Source organism: Tepidimonas sp. (genome assembly GCF_029335975.1).
GTDB lineage: Bacteria > Pseudomonadota > Gammaproteobacteria > Burkholderiales > Burkholderiaceae_C > Tepidimonas.
Genome location: NZ_JARJMT020000022.1, coordinates 1 through 14821, shown reverse-complemented (window position 1 = coordinate 14821; position 14821 = coordinate 1). Strand labels below are relative to the sequence as shown.

General features: G+C 66.7%; 14 protein-coding genes, 4 tRNA genes and 1 pseudogene. All 19 read right to left on the bottom strand.

The window, feature by feature from the left end:
* Window positions 1–146: pseudogene (locus tag P3W97_RS01260) on the bottom strand (NADH-quinone oxidoreductase subunit B); the annotation flags it as partial.
* Between the two features lie 66 nt (window positions 147–212).
* On the bottom strand, window positions 213–572 hold the full coding sequence (locus P3W97_RS01255; protein ID WP_300843152.1) for an NADH-quinone oxidoreductase subunit A: 360 nt from the start codon (window positions 570–572) through the stop codon (window positions 213–215).
* A 52-nt stretch (window positions 573–624) separates the two neighbouring features.
* Window positions 625–709, bottom strand: a tRNA-Leu gene (locus tag P3W97_RS01250).
* Window positions 710–843: 134 nt separating this feature from the next.
* The gene (gene secG / locus P3W97_RS01245) at window positions 844–1230 is read right to left on the bottom strand and encodes a preprotein translocase subunit SecG (RefSeq protein ID WP_300843151.1); all 387 of its coding nucleotides are present in this window, start codon (window positions 1228–1230) and stop codon (window positions 844–846) included.
* A gap of 45 nt (window positions 1231–1275) precedes the next feature.
* Complete coding sequence (gene tpiA, locus P3W97_RS01240) at window positions 1276–2019, bottom strand: triose-phosphate isomerase (protein ID WP_300843150.1); 744 nt, start codon at window positions 2017–2019, stop codon at window positions 1276–1278.
* 21 nt (window positions 2020–2040) lie between these two features.
* Complete coding sequence (locus P3W97_RS01235) at window positions 2041–3042, bottom strand: NAD(P)H-quinone oxidoreductase (protein ID WP_300843155.1); 1002 nt, start codon at window positions 3040–3042, stop codon at window positions 2041–2043.
* A gap of 40 nt (window positions 3043–3082) precedes the next feature.
* Window positions 3083–5206, bottom strand: a complete 2124-nt coding sequence (pnp, locus tag P3W97_RS01230; protein WP_300843149.1) for a polyribonucleotide nucleotidyltransferase — start codon at window positions 5204–5206, stop codon at window positions 3083–3085.
* Window positions 5207–5460: 254 nt separating this feature from the next.
* Window positions 5461–5727 (bottom strand): 30S ribosomal protein S15, encoded by a 267-nt coding sequence (gene rpsO, locus P3W97_RS01225; protein ID WP_300843148.1) that lies wholly within the window; start codon window positions 5725–5727, stop codon window positions 5461–5463.
* Between the two features lie 196 nt (window positions 5728–5923).
* Window positions 5924–7186 carry a branched-chain amino acid ABC transporter substrate-binding protein gene (locus P3W97_RS01220; protein ID WP_300843154.1) on the bottom strand — a complete coding sequence of 421 codons (1263 nt, stop codon included), beginning with the start codon at window positions 7184–7186 and terminating at the stop codon, window positions 5924–5926.
* 269 nt (window positions 7187–7455) lie between these two features.
* Window positions 7456–8526, bottom strand: a complete 1071-nt coding sequence (gene tsaD, locus P3W97_RS01215; RefSeq protein WP_300843153.1) for a tRNA (adenosine(37)-N6)-threonylcarbamoyltransferase complex transferase subunit TsaD — start codon at window positions 8524–8526, stop codon at window positions 7456–7458.
* A gap of 35 nt (window positions 8527–8561) precedes the next feature.
* Window positions 8562–8638: transfer RNA gene (locus P3W97_RS01210), tRNA-Asp, on the bottom strand.
* Window positions 8639–8642: 4 nt separating this feature from the next.
* Window positions 8643–8718: transfer RNA gene (locus tag P3W97_RS01205), tRNA-Glu, on the bottom strand.
* An 8-nt stretch (window positions 8719–8726) separates the two neighbouring features.
* Window positions 8727–8802: transfer RNA gene (locus P3W97_RS01200), tRNA-Ala, on the bottom strand.
* A 130-nt stretch (window positions 8803–8932) separates the two neighbouring features.
* Window positions 8933–10336, bottom strand: coding sequence for a glutamate--tRNA ligase (gene gltX, locus P3W97_RS01195; RefSeq protein ID WP_300843147.1), 1404 nt, complete (start codon window positions 10334–10336; stop codon window positions 8933–8935).
* Window positions 10333–11562 carry an O-succinylhomoserine sulfhydrylase gene (locus P3W97_RS01190; protein WP_300843146.1) on the bottom strand — a complete coding sequence of 410 codons (1230 nt, stop codon included), beginning with the start codon at window positions 11560–11562 and terminating at the stop codon, window positions 10333–10335. The genes gltX and P3W97_RS01190 overlap by 4 nt, the downstream gene beginning before the upstream one ends.
* A 4-nt stretch (window positions 11563–11566) precedes the next feature.
* Window positions 11567–13087 carry an amidophosphoribosyltransferase gene (gene purF / locus P3W97_RS01185; RefSeq protein WP_300843145.1) on the bottom strand — a complete coding sequence of 507 codons (1521 nt, stop codon included), beginning with the start codon at window positions 13085–13087 and terminating at the stop codon, window positions 11567–11569.
* Between the two features lie 15 nt (window positions 13088–13102).
* Window positions 13103–13591, bottom strand: coding sequence for a CvpA family protein (locus tag P3W97_RS01180; protein ID WP_300843144.1), 489 nt, complete (start codon window positions 13589–13591; stop codon window positions 13103–13105).
* A gap of 3 nt (window positions 13592–13594) precedes the next feature.
* The gene (locus P3W97_RS01175; RefSeq protein WP_300843143.1) at window positions 13595–14236 is read right to left on the bottom strand and encodes an SPOR domain-containing protein; all 642 of its coding nucleotides are present in this window, start codon (window positions 14234–14236) and stop codon (window positions 13595–13597) included.
* Window positions 14237–14239: 3 nt separating this feature from the next.
* On the bottom strand, window positions 14240–14821 hold a 582-nt coding region (locus tag P3W97_RS01170), incomplete at its 5' end, for a cyanophycin synthetase (protein WP_300843142.1).

The window sequence follows — 14821 nt, the reverse complement described above, 5'->3', positions numbered from 1 at the left end:
TAGCGCGCCGTTGCGGCGTGCATCATCTCGACCGCGCAGCACGCCAACCCAAAGGTCATCGGCCAGAGCGATCCGGTCTTGGCCCAATTCACCACGGCGTCGTAGCTGGTGGTGAAAAAGCCTTCCTTGAACACGCCTTCGATCATCTGTCGCTCCCAGGTATGCCAGGTTATGCCTGCCGCCTCATCCACCGTGACGTCTTGTGCGCCGACTCATTCCCAGTCCAGCGCGCCCTTCTTCCACTCGTAGACGAAACCCACCACGAGGATCATCAGGAACACCACACCCGCTACGAAGCCGGTCGCGCCGATGTCGGCAAACGCCACCGCCCAGGGGATCAAAAACGCGATTTCTAAATCGAACAGAATAAACAGGATGGCCACGAGGTAATAGCGCACATCGAACTTCATGCGCGCATCCTCAAAGGCCTCGAAGCCGCATTCGTAGGGGGAATTTTTTTCCGGATCTGGGCGATTAGGCCCAAGAAGGTAGCCGACGACCTGTGGAAGCACCCCGACACCCATGCCTACCAGGATGAACAACAACACCGGCAGATAATGCTCAAGGCTCACGGGCGTCTCCAGAATTCGGCGCCCTGGGGGCGCGCTATGTTGGTATTTGGATTGGTGCCGACGGCGAGACTCGAACTCGCACAGCTTTCGCCACTACCCCCTCAAGATAGCGTGTCTACCAATTCCACCACGTCGGCAAGGGTACATCGCCGAGTGCTGGATTTGGCTGCACCGCTCCAGCTGTGAACCGTACATCGGCGACAAACTTGGATTGTACCCGGAAAAATTCCCCGTGCCCGAACGCACGGGCAAGCGGGACTCGACCGCAGCCTCACTGACCCGGTATCTGCGCAGCGCTCCCTGCGGGCGGCTGCGCCGGGGCTACGCCTGCCGCGCCGGAGGCTGCCGGCTCGGCAGCGGGCATCGGCGGAACGACTGGAAGGCTTTCGAGCACGCTACCAGAGCCACTCGCCTGGGGACGCTGGTAGCCCATGAAGGCCAGCGCCAGCGTCGAGGCAAGAAAGACCGTCGCCAGTACGGCGGTGCTGCGCGACAGGAAGTTGGCGCCACCCGAAGCGCCGAACAGACTGGCCGACGCCCCGCCCCCGAATGCGGCACCCGCATCGGCCCCTTTGCCATGCTGCATCAACACCAGACCGACCATGGCCAGCGCGGACAACACCTGCACCACCATCAACAAGGTCAGTAGCACACTCATGAAGACTCCTGAAAATTGACAAGACAACCGCTCGGCACGCCCCGGTCAGGATGCTGCCGCGATGATCTGGAGGAACTCGTGGGCCCTGAGCGACGCGCTGCCAATGAGTCCCCCGTCGATATCGGGTTGGGCCAGCAGCGCCGCGGCGTTGCCTGCGTTCATGCTGCCGCCGTAGAGGATGCGCACCCGCCGCTCACTCGCGGAGGCCGCGCGCAGTTGCGCGCGCAGCACCGCGTGGACCGCCTGGGCCTGCTCGGGCGTGGCGGTACGCCCCGTGCCGATGGCCCAGACCGGCTCGTAAGCGACCACGATCTCGGAGATGCAATGGCGCACCACATGGATGACTGCGGCGAGCTGGCGCTTGACGACGATTTCGGTGTCACCTTGCGCGCGCTCGGCCTCGGTCTCGCCCACGCACACGATCGGCGTGATGCCGCAAGCCAGCGCCTGCTGCGCTTTGCGGGCCACGATCTCATCCGTCTCACCATGGTACTGCCGTCGTTCGGAATGCCCGACGATGGCCCAGCGGCAGCCAAAATCACGCAGCATCGACGCACTCACCTCGCCCGTGTAGGGACCCGCCTCGTGCGCCGAGACATCCTGCGCACCCCAGGTAACGGGGCTGCCCGTGCACAGCGCCTGCACCTGCGCCAGATAGGGAGCTGGCACACAAACGGCCACGTCGGCGTGTACCCCAGCCGCCAACCCGCCGCACAAGGCCCGCAACAACGCCTCGTTGTCGGCCAGGCTGCCATGCATTTTCCAATTGCCCGCGATCAGCTTGCGCATTTTGTATCCTCCTGCACGGCCTCAAGCCGTGACATCCGACCAATCGAGTACGATTTTCCCAATGTGTTGATGGCTCTCCATGAGGGCATGGGCATGCGCCGCCTGCCGGGCAGGAAAAACCCGATACACCACGGGGCGGATCGCCCCGCGTTCGATGAGCGGCCAAATGTGCTGGCGCAGTTCGCGCGCGATGGCAGTCTTGAAGGCCACCGGCCGCGGACGCAAGGTCGATCCGGTGATGGTCAGACGGCGACGCAGCACCTTGCCGGCGTCAAACGCCGCATCGCTGCCACCTTGCACCGCGATGATGACCAGCCGTCCGTCCTCGGCCAGGCAGTCGATTTCCCGCGCGACATAGGGGCCCGCAACCATGTCGAGGATCACATCGACGCCCCGCCCGCCCGTCAGCCGCGCCACCTCGGCCACGAAGTCCTGGCTGCGGTAGAGGATGGCCTGGTCGGCGCCCAAGCGCACACAGGCCTCGGCCTTCTCGGGCGAGCCAACCGTCACCCACACGCGCGCCCCCATGGCGCGCGCCATCTGAATGGCTGTGACGCCGATGCCGCTGGAGCCTCCCTGCACCAGCAGGGTCTCGCCGGCCTGCAGGCGGCCGCGGTCGAACACATTGCTCCAGACGGTGAAGAAGGTCTCCGGAATGCCTGCCGCCTCGACATCGCTCCAGCCGCGCGGGACGGGCAGACACTGGCCGATGGGGGCCACGCAATACTCGGCGTAGCCCCCGCCGGCCACCAACGCACAGACGCGATCGCCGATGCGCAGATCCGCAGCCTCCATCGCCTCGACGTCACCACTGTCGATGACCCCCGCCACCTCCAGCCCCGGCAGATCGGAAACCCCCGGTGGCGGGGCGTAAAGACCGCGGCGCTGCAGCACGTCGGGTCGATTGACGCCCGAGGCGCTGACGCGGATGCGCACCTCACCCTTGCCGGCCTGCGGGCGTGGACGCTGCACCAGGCGCAGCACGTCCGGTGCACCGTGGGCAGCGATCTCGATTGCGTGCATCTGCGGGGCCACGGGGGACCTCTTGCTGGTCAAACGCGGATCACTGTTGTGGCTGCGGGTCGGCTGGTTCCCCTCGGTCCAGCAGCGCCTTCATGGACAGCTTGATGCGGCCCTTGTCGTCGGTTTCCAACACCTTGACCTTGACGATCTGGCCTTCTTGCAGGAAGTCCGACACCTTTTCGACACGCTGGTGGGCGATCTGACTGATGTGCAGCAGACCGTCCTTGCCGGGCAGAATGTTGACCAGGGCGCCAAAGTCCAGGATCTTGGTCACTGGGCCTTCGTAAATCTGACCGACTTCGACCTCGGCGGTGATCTCCTCGATGCGGCGGCGCGCCTCGGCCGCGCGATCGGCGTCGGTGGAGGCGATGGTGATGGTGCCGTCCTCGGCGATGTCGATCGTCGTGCCGGTTTCCTCGGTCAGCGCACGGATGGTGGCACCGCCCTTGCCGATCACATCGCGGATTTTTTCCGGATTGATCTTCATCGTGTACAAACGCGGCGCATAGGCCGACACTTCTTCGCGCGCCCCGGCGATGGCGCTTTGCATCTTGTCCAGAATATGCAGACGCGCCTCTTTGGCCTGCGCCAGCGCCACCTGCATGATCTCCTTGGTGATGCCCTGGATCTTGATGTCCATCTGCAACGCCGTGACGCCTTGCGTGGTGCCGGCGACCTTGAAGTCCATGTCACCCAGGTGATCCTCATCACCCAGGATGTCGGTCAGGACCGCGAATTTATTGCCTTCCTTGATCAGGCCCATGGCGATGCCGGCGACATGCGCCTTCATCGGCACGCCAGCGTCCATCAGGGCCAGGCAGCCGCCGCAGACCGTGGCCATCGACGAGGAACCGTTCGATTCGGTCACCTCGGAGACGACGCGAATGGTGTACGGGAATTCCTCTTTGCTGGGCAAACTGGCCACCAGCGCGCGCTTGGCCAGACGGCCATGCCCGATCTCGCGCCGCTTGGGCGCGCCCACCCGCCCCGTCTCACCCGTAGCGAACGGTGGCATGTTGTAGTGCAGCATGAAGCGGTCCTGGTACTCACCCGACAGCGCATCGATGATTTGTGCATCGCGCTCGGTACCCAGCGTCGCGATCACCAGCGCCTGGGTCTCGCCGCGTGTGAACAGGGCCGAGCCGTGTGTGCGCGGCAGCACCCCGGTGCGGATCTCGATCGGGCGCACAGTGCGCGTGTCGCGTCCATCGATGCGCGGCTCGCCGTTGAGAATCTGCTGTCGCACGATGCGCGCCTCGATTTCGAACAGCAGGCCATCGACTTTGACCTCGTCGAACGCCACTCCTTGCGCTGCCAGGCCTGCCTTGACGGCGGCATAGGCTTCGCGGCAGGCCTGGGTGCGCGCCTGCTTGTTGCGGATTTGGTAGGCAGCGCGCAGCCGCTCTTCGCCCAACTCGGTAACCCTGGCGATCAGCGCCTCGTCGCGCGCCGGTGGCTGCCAGTTCCAAGCTGGCTTGCCGGCTGCGCGCACCAGCTCGTTGATGGCGGCGATCGCGATCTTGCCCTGCTCATGACCGAACACGACCGCGCCCAGCATGACTTCCTCGGTGAGTTGGTCCGCCTCCGACTCCACCATCAGCACCGCCGATTCGGTGCCGGCCACGACCAGATCCAAGCGCGAATTGGCTTTCTGCGCCGGACTGGGGTTGAGCACGTACTCGCCATTGATGTAGCCAACGCGCGCTGCACCGATCGGACCATTGAACGGAATGCCACTGATGGCCAGCGCGGCGCTGGAGGCGATCAGCGCCGGGATGTCGGCATCGACGTCAGGGTTGAGCGACAAGGTATGGACGACGATCTGCACCTCGTTGAAGAAGCCGTCTGGAAACAGCGGCCGGATCGGGCGATCGATCAGGCGACTGGTCAAGGTCTCGTGCTCGCTCGGGCGACCCTCGCGCTTGAAAAAGCTGCCTGGGATTTTGCCGGCAGCATAGGCTTTTTCGACATAGTCGACCGTCAGCGGAAAGAAATCCTGGCCGGGCTTGGCCTCGGGACGGGCGACGACGGTGGCCAGCACGACGGTGCCGTCCATGTCGAGCAGAACGGCGCCAGTGGCTTGACGGGCGATCTCGCCGGTCTCCATCGTCACCGTGTGGTGGCCCCACTGAAAGGTCTGGGTGTGTTTCTGAAACAGGCTCATGGATGCATCTCCTGGAAAGGATGGCCGCCAGCGTCAGAACACGATGCCATTCCAGCGCCGCCCCGATAGACAGGACAGCCTTGGAATGACACAGCTCCGCTCTGGGCCGCTGTGGCCGCAATACCCTTGGGCCAATCGGCCTTCAGGCGGAAAAAACAGTCATCATGCAACAAAAAACGCCCCGGACCGACAACCGGCCCTGGGCGCTTGGTGTGTATGGCGGGCATACACCCGATGGCGTGATCGATCGCCGATTACTTGCGCAGGCCCAGCTTCTGGATGAGCGCGACATAGCGAGCGGCATCCTTGGCCTTGAGGTAGTCGAGCAGCTTGCGGCGGCGGCTCACCAGCTTGAGCAAGCCGCGGCGGCCGTGGTGATCCTTGGCGTGGGTCTTGAAGTGGGGCGTCAGCTCGTTGATGCGGGCTGTCAGCAGCGCGACTTGGACCTCGGGGCTGCCCGTGTCATTGGGGCCACGGGCGTTGTCAGCAATGACTTTGGCTTTGACGTCAGAAGCAATCATGGAAACCTCGGATGAACATGCGACCCGCCGCAGGTGAGCGCACACCCCATGCGAGATGGCGCGTTGCCGCAGCGGGCGTGATATGCCCTACAACGCGCAGGACATCATGGCATTATAGTGGCAAGCGCCGGGCGCCGTGCCGCCAACCCGCTGCCAGGCGTCGCCCAAGGCGGCGCCAAGGGGCAACCCAGCAGCTTCAGGGACGGGCCATCCGGCAGGTATGGGGTTGCTCGGCCGCTGCGGCATCGAGCTGCTGCAGCACCCGAAAACCATACCCCGACCCTTCGACATCGAACGGCACGCCTGGGGCGCCTTGCCGGTCCATGACGGCGACCATCAACGGCTGCTGGGCCTGGTGGTCGGCTGCCCGCATGCGCAGGCGCTGCCCAGCCAAGGTGACATCCGCCTGCTCCAGCGCCCGAGCAATGCTCGCCGCCCCCGGCAGGACGGCCATGCCATCCCTCGAGCGCTCGACGCGCGCGGCGGCCTCGATGGCCTGGGCCAGCGCCTCGACCATGAGCTGCATGCGCATATGCACATAGTCGTCCGCAGGGTTGGGGAAGCGCTGACGAAACGCCTCGTAGAAGCGGCGCGACTCTGCGCCCGGCGCATTGGGAAACCAATCCGCCACCGCAATCACCTTGCCGATGCCCGCCTCGCCAATGGCGGCCGGCGCCCCCAGCGCGTTGCCATAGAAGGTGTAGAATTTGCCATCGTACCCCCCCTCGCGCGCGGCGCGCACCAGCAGTGTCAAGTCATTGCCCCAGTTGCCCGTGATGACCGCCTGGGCACCGCTGGCCTTGATCTTGGTCACATAGGGCAAAAAATCCTTGATGCGGGCCATGGGGTGCAGTTCCTCCCCGACGATGCGCACATCGGGGCGCTGCAGACCGAGTTGACGCCGCGCTTCGCGCAGCACTGCCCGGCCAAAGCTGTAGTCCTGCCCGATCAGGTAGACGCTGCGCACCTCGGCATCGGTTTTGAGCACGCTCATGAGAGCCGCCATGCGCATGTCCGCGTGCGCGTCGAAGCGAAAATGCCAGTAGCTGCAACGCTCGTTGGTCAGAATGGGGTCCACCGCCGAGTAGTTGAGGAACAGCACCTGCCGCTGCGGTTCGCGCTCGTTGTGGCGGTTGATGGCCTCAATCAGGGCCGCCGCCACCGCGGACGAGTTGCCCTGCGCAATCAGGGTGATGCCATCGTCGAGCGCGGCTTGCAGCGCGGACAGCGCCTCCTGCGGCTGCCCCTTGCTGTCGTAGCGTACGATCTGCAGTGGCCGGCGCACCCCGGGGGCGACTTCGATGCCACCACGAGCGTTGACGCGCTCGGCCGCCCACACGAGGTTGCGAAACACCGCCTCGCCGGTGTTACCAAACGGGCCGGACAGCGTTTCGATCAACGCCAGCCGGATGGCCCCGTCCCCGCGCCCCGCCGCGGACTGGGCGGACACCGCCCCCATCCATCCCGCCAACCCCAGTGCGGCGGCGCGCACCAACCATTGCCGCCGCCCTGCGTGCCATGCATGCGTCATGCGTTCGATTCCTTTCTTCGTGCGGTTTTCGCCGTACGGCGGCGCTGCCCCGCGCCGCCGTGTTTCGCTAGAGGGCGGATTCTACAGCTTTATAATTCATAATTACGAAAGGTCGCCCCGCTCTCTTCGCCTGCCCCGCTGCCGGAACCGGGGGGTGCCCAAGCCCCGCAGTCTACAGACACTGCCCCCAGGAGCCGCTAAACCGCCCGATTGGCCGAAAGCCCCACCGCCTCCAGCGGCCAGCGGGGCAGCACGTCGAAAGCCCAGGCCCGATCCCGGTTCGACCAGGCGCCCACCTGCCAGCGCATCGCCGCCGCCAGCGCAATCATGGCCCCGTTGTCGGTGCACCAAGCGACCTCTGGGTAATGCAGTCGCCAGCCATACCGTGCGGCTGCTTCGCCCAGTTGAGCGCGCAGGCGCCGGTTGGCGCCTACCCCGCCAGCGACGACCAGCCGGTTCAACCCCGTGGCCTGCAGCGCAGCACGCGATTTGTGCACCAGCACATCCACGATGGCCGCCTCGGTCGCCGCGGCCAGGTCCGCCTTGCGGGCCTCCAGCGCCGGGCCCAGCTTGCGCGCCAGGGTCAGCACCGCCGTCTTGAGCCCGGCGAACGAGAAATCCAGATCGCCGCTGTGCAGCAGGGGCCGCGGCAAGGCGAAGGCGGCGGGGTCCCCCTGCTCGGCCAAACGCGACAAGGCTGGCCCGCCTGGGTACCCCAGCCCGAGCACCTTGGCCGATTTGTCGAACGCCTCCCCAGCGGCGTCGTCGATGGTTTCGCCCAGCAGGCGGTAGTGCCCCACACCGTCCACGCGCATCAGCTGCGTGTGCCCACCCGACACCAGCAAAGCGACGAAGGGGAAGGTCGGCGCATCGGCGCTCAGAAAAGGCGACAGCAGGTGCCCCTCCAGATGGTGCACAGCAACCGCCGGCACATCCAGCGCCGCCGCCAAAGCACAGGCCACGCCCGCCCCCACCAACAGCGCGCCGGCCAGCCCTGGGCCACGGGTATAGGCGACAGCATCGACCGCGTGCAACGCCACGCCGGCTTGGGCCAATGCGGCCTCGGTCAGGGGCAGCACTCGGCGAATGTGATCGCGACTGGCCAGCTCCGGCACGACGCCGCCATAGTCCCGGTGCATCGCCACCTGGCTGTGCAGCGCGGCCCCCAGCAGACGCGGCACGCCCTGCGGCGCCGCCTCGACCAGCGCGACGCCGGTTTCGTCACACGACGATTCGAACCCCAAGATTTTCATGCGGGAACAGCCCATGGGCATGGAGCGCATGGGCTGTGGTGTGTGGTGTGTGGCGGAGCGGACGGGGCTCGAACCCGCGACCCCCGGCGTGACAGGCCGGTATTCTGACCAACTGAACTACCGCTCCAATCTGGCGACCCTACGGGGATTCGAACCCCGGTACTCACCGTGAAAGGGTGATGTCCTAGGCCTCTAGACGATAGGGTCTGTGTTCGTGGTGGAGGTAAGCGGGATCGAACCGCTGACCTCTTGCATGCCATGCAAGCGCTCTCCCAGCTGAGCTATACCCCCACGGTATCGCTGCCGCCGACGTTTTCGATGTCTCGGTCAACACTGTAATCCGTCGCGCATCAGCAAGACTCGAATTATAGACACTTTTTCGAGTCGTTTCGGAGACGAGGACGGTTTTTTTGCGCCGCCATCAATCTGCGGCCAGCCGCGCCAGCACATCCTCGCGCCGGTGCAGTGCCAGCACCGCATCCACCGACGGGGTCTGCGCCACTCCCATCACCAGCACACGCACCGGCATGGCCAGCTGCGGCATTTTGAGGCCGTGGCTGGCCAGCGTCGCTTTCAGCGCTGCGCTGATGTCGCCCGCCGTCCACGGCACGTCGCTCAAGCGCTGGCGCAGCTCGGCCAGCGCTGGGCGCAGCGCGTCGGTGACATGCTGCGCCAGCTCCTCTGCGCGCGGGGTCGGCGCCAGGTAGTACGGCTGCGCCCAGTCCGCCAGCGCCGCGGTGGTGTCACAGCGGCCCTTGAACAGGCCGCAGATCGCGGGCAGCCGCGCGTCGGCCTGTATGCCACGGCGCGCCAACTGCTCGGCCACCAGGGGTGCCAGCCGCTCATCGGGCGTCATTTTCAGGTGCTGCGCATTGACCCAGCGCAGCTTGGCCTCGTCAAACTGCGCGGCACTGCGACCCAGGTGGTCGAGGTCGAACCACTGCACAAACTGCTCGCGGGTGAAAATCTCGTCGTCGCCGTGGCTCCAGCCCAAACGGGCCAGGTAGTTGATCATCGCGTCAGGCAAAAAGCCCGCGTCGCGATACCATGTCACCGGCTTGGCGCCATGGCGCTTGCTCATCTTCTCACCCTGCTCGTTGAGCACGGTGGGCAGATGGGCATACACCGGAGGCTCGTGGCCCAGCGCGCGCAGGATGTTGATCTGGCGCGGGGTGTTATTGACGTGGTCGTCGCCGCGGATGACGTGCGTGATGCGCATGTCGATGTCGTCGACCACGACGCAGAAGTTGTAAGTTGGTACGCCAATCTCGCCGAGCGGCGCCTGGCGCGCAATCACGAGATCGTCAAGCTCGTCGTTGTGGATCTCGATGCGACCCTTGACCTTGTCGTCCCACACCACGCTGCCCGCGAGCGGATTCTTGAAGCGTATCACCGGCAGCACGCCGCTGGGCGGCGTGGGCAGCACCTTGCCAGGCTCCGGGCGCCAGGTGCCGTCGTAGCGCGGCTTGAGCTTGGCCGCCAACTGGCGCTCGCGCAGGGCATCGAGCTCCTGTGGCGTCATATAGCAGTGGTAGGCCAGCCCTGCCTGCAGCATCTGTGCAATGACCTCGCGGTAGCGGTCCATGCGCTGCATCTGGTAGTGCGGGCCCTCATCGGGGGTCAGACCCAGCCAGTCCATCGCCTCCAGGATCACGCGCACCGCCTCGTCGGTGGAGCGTTCCTGGTCGGTGTCCTCGATGCGCAGGATGAAGTCGCCCCCGTGTGCGCGCGCAAACGCCCACGGGTAGAGGGCCGAGCGGATGTTGCCCAGGTGAATGAAGCCCGTCGGTGACGGGGCAAAGCGGGTGCGGACTCGTTGTGTCATGATGGTTTGGGGTCGGAAGGCAGGGCCCGTGTCGCGGCGAGCGCATCCAGGCCGCGCGCCAGGTCGGCGCTGAGGTCGTCCAAATGCTCGAGACCCACCGAGACGCGGATCAGCGCCTGCGTGATGCCGGCGGCCTGGCGCTGCGCCTCGGTCAGCCGCCCGTGCGAGGTGCTGGCCGGGTGCGAGCACAGCGTCTTGGTGTCGCCCAGGTTGGTCGACAGCGACGCCAGCCGCAGTGCATCCAGCATCGCAAACGCCCGCGCACGCCCCTCCTCGGGGCTGGAGGCCTTGACCTCGAAAGCGACGATGGCCCCGCCGCAGCCGCCTTGCTGGCGCATCGCCAACGCATGCTGCGGATGATCGGGCAGCCCTGGGTAATGCACACGCGCCACCGCAGGGTGCGCCTGCAGCCACTGGGCCAGGGCCAGCGCAGTGGCGCTTTGCGCCCGCATGCGCAAGTGCAGCGTCTCCAGGCCCTTGAGCACGACCCAAGCGTTGAATGGCGCCAGCGTCATGCCAGCGCTGCGCAGCACGGGGAGGAATTTCTCTTCCACCAGCGCGCGCGACGCGCACAAGGCGCCGGCCATCACCCGTCCTTGCCCGTCGAGAAATTTGGTGCCGGAGTGAATGACGATGTCGGCGCCGAACTCGGCCGGACGCTGCAGTGCGGGCGTGGCAAAACAGTTATCCACCGCCAGCCAGGCCCCAGCGGCGTGGGCCATGTCCGCCAGCGCGGCAATGTCGCACACCTCGGTCAGCGGGTTGGTCGGTGTCTCGGCCATCAGCAGCCGCGTGCGCGGGGTGATCGCGGCATGCCAAGCGCCCAGATCGGTCTGTGGCACGAAGGTGGTCTGCACGCCAAACTTGGCCAGGTCGGTGCCGATCAGCTTGATCGTGGCGCCGAACATCGAGCGCGAACAAACCACATGATCGCCAGACTGTAACAAGCCCAGCGCCAGCATCAGGATCGCCGCCATGCCCGAGGAGGTGGCAATCGCCGCTTCGGTGACCTCTAGCGCTGCCAGCCGCTGCTCGAAGCTGGCGGTGGTCGGGTTGCCGTAGCGGCCGTAGGTGTAGCCGTCTTCCTCGCCGGCAAAGCGCGCGGCCGCCACCTCGGCACTGGGCTGCACATAGCCGCTGGTCAGGTACAGCGCCTCGGCGTTTTCACCGTACGGCGTGCGCGGCACGGCCACGCGCACGGCGGCGGTCTCGGGATGCAGCGCCACGGGCTCAGACCTCCTGCGCGTTGGGCAGCGTCAGGCGGGAGCCGGCGCCGTCCTCGTCGGCCGGATCGGCCTTCGCGGCAGCCTGGCGCGGTGCGTTCAGCGCCGCGACGGTCTCCAGGGTCACATCGCCCGTCACATACACGCCGTCGAAGCACGATGCCTCGAAGCCGCACAGCCGCGGGTTGAGCGCCGCCACCGCGCGCTTCATGGCCTCGACGTCCTGATAGATCAGCGCATCGCAGCCGATGATCTGGCGCACCTCCTCCACCGTGCGGCCGTGCGCCACCAGCTCCTCCTGCGTCGGCATGTCGATGCCGTAGACGTTGGGGTAGCGCACCGGTGGCGCGGCGCTGGCCATGAACACCCGTCGTGCGCCGGCCTCGCGCGCCATTTGCACGATTTCCCGGCTGGTGGTGCCGCGCACAATGGAGTCATCCACCAGCAGCACATTGCGCCCGGCAAACTCGCTGGCGATGACATTGAGCTTTTGGCGCACCGACTTCTTGCGCACCGCCTGCCCCGGCATGATGAAGGTGCGGCCGACGTAGCGATTCTTCACAAAACCCTCGCGGTAGGGACGACCGATCAGCCGTGCCACCTCCATTGCCGCCGGCCGACTCGACTCAGGGATGGGAATGACGACGTCGATATCCGTTGGCGGCACGGTGGAGACGACGCGGGTAGCCAGCGTCTCGCCCATGTTGAGCCGTGCCTGATAGACCGAAATGCCGTCGATCACCGAATCGGGCCGGGCCAAGTAGACATACTCGAAGATGCACGGATGGTGGCGCGGCGCCTCGGCACACTGGCGCGCGTGGATCTGGCCGTCCAGCGTGACGAAGATCGCCTCGCCCGGGGCGACGTCGCGCTCGAAGCGGTGGCCCGTCCCCTCCAGCGCCACCGACTCGCTGGCCGCCATCACCGTGCCGTCCGAGCTGCGGCCGACGCACAGTGGCCGAATGCCAAACGGATCGCGAAATACCAGCATACCGTGGCCCGCGATCAGCGCCACCACCGCGTAGCTGCCCCGCACGCGGCGGTGCACTGCCGATACGGCTGCAAAGACGTCGTCGATCTGCAAGGGCACACCCCGGGTGGCACGCTCCAACTCGTGCGCCAGCACGTTGAGCAGCACCTCGGAGTCGCTTTCCGTGTTGATATGCCGATGGTCGAGACGGGCCAACTCCTCCTTGAGCGCATGGGCGTTGGTGAGGTTGCCGTTGTGCGCCAACACCAGGCCAAACGGCGCGTTGACGTAAAAGGGCTGGGCTTCTTCCTCGCTGGCGGCGTTGCCGGCCGTCGGGTAGCGTACCTGGCCCAGCCCGCAGTTGCCCGGCAGCGCCCGCATGTTACGTGTGCGAAACACGTCGCGCACCATGCCTTTGGCTTTGTGCATGAAGAACTTGTGCCCCAACTGCGTCACGATGCCCGCCGCATCCTGCCCCCGGTGCTGCAGCAGCAACAAGGCATCATAGATGAGCTGGTTGACCGGCTGGGCGCTGACCACGCCGACGATGCCACACATGTCGTTGTCCTCGAACTACGGAAAATACACAGCCACCGGAGCGGGCACCAGCACTTTCAGCGCCTGCAGCCCCTGGCCCAGCCAGCGCGGCCCCCACGCTTCGCGCCAGGCGGGGCTGTCCGCCCAGGGGGACAGTTGCACCAACAGCGTGGCCGCCATCAGCAGCAACACGCCGCGCAGCACCCCAAACACCCCCCCCAGCACGCGGTCGATGGGCCGCAAGCCGACGGCCTGTGCGCCCTGGCTCACAAGCCACGCCAGCAGCCCCCCCGCGAACGCCGTGGCGACGAACGACACGGCAAACCCCACGGCATAGCGCAGGGGATCGCTCCACTCGGCTGACCACGGCAACCACGCCGCCGCCTCCAGCGCCCAGCGCTGCGCGACGACGAAGGCCGCCACCCAGGCCAGCACGGACAGCCCCTCGTACAGCAACCCACGCAACCAACCAAGCACGACCGATGCCGCAAGCACCGCCAGCAAAATGACGTCCAACGCAGCCATGGCTCACAGTGTCAGCACCGCAGCCGGCAAGCCCAGACCTTTGACCTTCTCTGCCGCTTTCTCCGCCTCGGCGCGCGTGTCGAACGGCCCGACGCGTACCCGGATGCGTTTGCCTTCGGGGGTGTCCGCAACATGGGTGTAGGTTTTGAGTCCTGCACGCTCGAGCCGGCGGCGCACCTCCTGCGCGCGCGCAGCCTCGGCAAACGCGCCCACCTGCACGACGACGCGGACCTTGGCCTCGGCGTCGGCCCGCGCGACAGGCGGTGGAGGCGCCGCAGTGGCGGTTGGGCCCGGGACTGGTGCTGGCGCGGGGGTCGGGGCAGCGGCGGGGGCCGGAGCCACAGCAGGCGCCGACAGTGCGCCATCGGGCTCGGCGGATCGCGGCACGATAGCCGCGCGGTCAGAGGGCGGCTCCAGCGGCGCGGCAGATTGCCGCGCGGGGATATCGATCGCGATGTCCACCGGAATGGGCCGCGGCTGCGCTTCCAGCAGCCACGGCAAGATGACCACGGCTGCAGCAACCAGCACGGCAGCACCGATGAGCCGCTGGCGGGCGCGCCGGCGCAGCGTCTCGATCGACGGTGGCTGTCGTTCGCCCCCCGGCGAGGCGGACGAGGGGCCGGAGCCGGAGCGGAGTTGGAACATGCGTCAGCCCTGCAGGTGCTTGGCGCCCAGGCGCGGCAACCCCTGTTGCAGCACGCCGCCCACCGTGTAGAAGGATCCGAAAACCACGATTCTATCAGCGGGGTCCGCCGCCGCGATTGCAGCCCCCAAGGCAGCGGCGGGATCCGCATGTACAGCCGCTGCGGCGTCGCGTCGGCGCGTGGCGGCCTGCCACAGTCCATGCAGATCGGCGGCGCGGGCGGCCCGCGCCGTGGGCAAATCGCAAAAATGCCAGGTATCGATCAGCGCATCGAGCCGCTCGAGCATCGGCCGCACGTCCTTGTCAGCCATGGCGCCAAACACCGCCTGCGTCTGCGGGTAATAGCCCATCGCATCCAGGTTCTCGGCCAGGGCCGCCGCCGCGTGCGGGTTGTGGGCCACGTCCAGCACAAGCACCGGCTGTCCCGGCACGATCTGGAAGCGCCCGACCCACTCCACTGTCGCCAGCCCCTGCCGCACCGCCTGCGCGGCCACCGGCAGGCGGGGGTGCAGGGCCTCCAACACCGCGAGCGCTCCCGCGGCATTGACCAACTGGTTGACCCCGCGCAGCGCCGGGTAGGCCAGACC

What these genes read in the sequence shown, in the direction of transcription:
- secG (WP_300843151.1), bottom strand. Translation starts at nt 1,230, where the DNA reads ATGAGTGTGCTACTGACCTTGTTGATGGTGGTGCAGGTGTTGTCCGCG.
- tpiA (WP_300843150.1), bottom strand. Translation starts at nt 2,019, where the DNA reads ATGCGCAAGCTGATCGCGGGCAATTGGAAAATGCATGGCAGCCTGGCC.
- P3W97_RS01235 (WP_300843155.1), bottom strand. Translation starts at nt 3,042, where the DNA reads ATGCACGCAATCGAGATCGCTGCCCACGGTGCACCGGACGTGCTGCGC.
- pnp (WP_300843149.1), bottom strand. Translation starts at nt 5,206, where the DNA reads ATGAGCCTGTTTCAGAAACACACCCAGACCTTTCAGTGGGGCCACCAC.
- rpsO (WP_300843148.1), bottom strand. Translation starts at nt 5,727, where the DNA reads ATGATTGCTTCTGACGTCAAAGCCAAAGTCATTGCTGACAACGCCCGT.
- P3W97_RS01220 (WP_300843154.1), bottom strand. Translation starts at nt 7,186, where the DNA reads ATGGGGGCGGTGTCCGCCCAGTCCGCGGCGGGGCGCGGGGACGGGGCC.
- tsaD (WP_300843153.1), bottom strand. Translation starts at nt 8,526, where the DNA reads ATGGGCTGTTCCCGCATGAAAATCTTGGGGTTCGAATCGTCGTGTGAC.
- gltX (WP_300843147.1), bottom strand. Translation starts at nt 10,336, where the DNA reads ATGACACAACGAGTCCGCACCCGCTTTGCCCCGTCACCGACGGGCTTC.
- purF (WP_300843145.1), bottom strand. Translation starts at nt 13,087, where the DNA reads ATGTGTGGCATCGTCGGCGTGGTCAGCGCCCAGCCGGTCAACCAGCTC.
- P3W97_RS01180 (WP_300843144.1), bottom strand. Translation starts at nt 13,591, where the DNA reads ATGGCTGCGTTGGACGTCATTTTGCTGGCGGTGCTTGCGGCATCGGTC.
- P3W97_RS01175 (WP_300843143.1), bottom strand. Translation starts at nt 14,236, where the DNA reads ATGTTCCAACTCCGCTCCGGCTCCGGCCCCTCGTCCGCCTCGCCGGGG.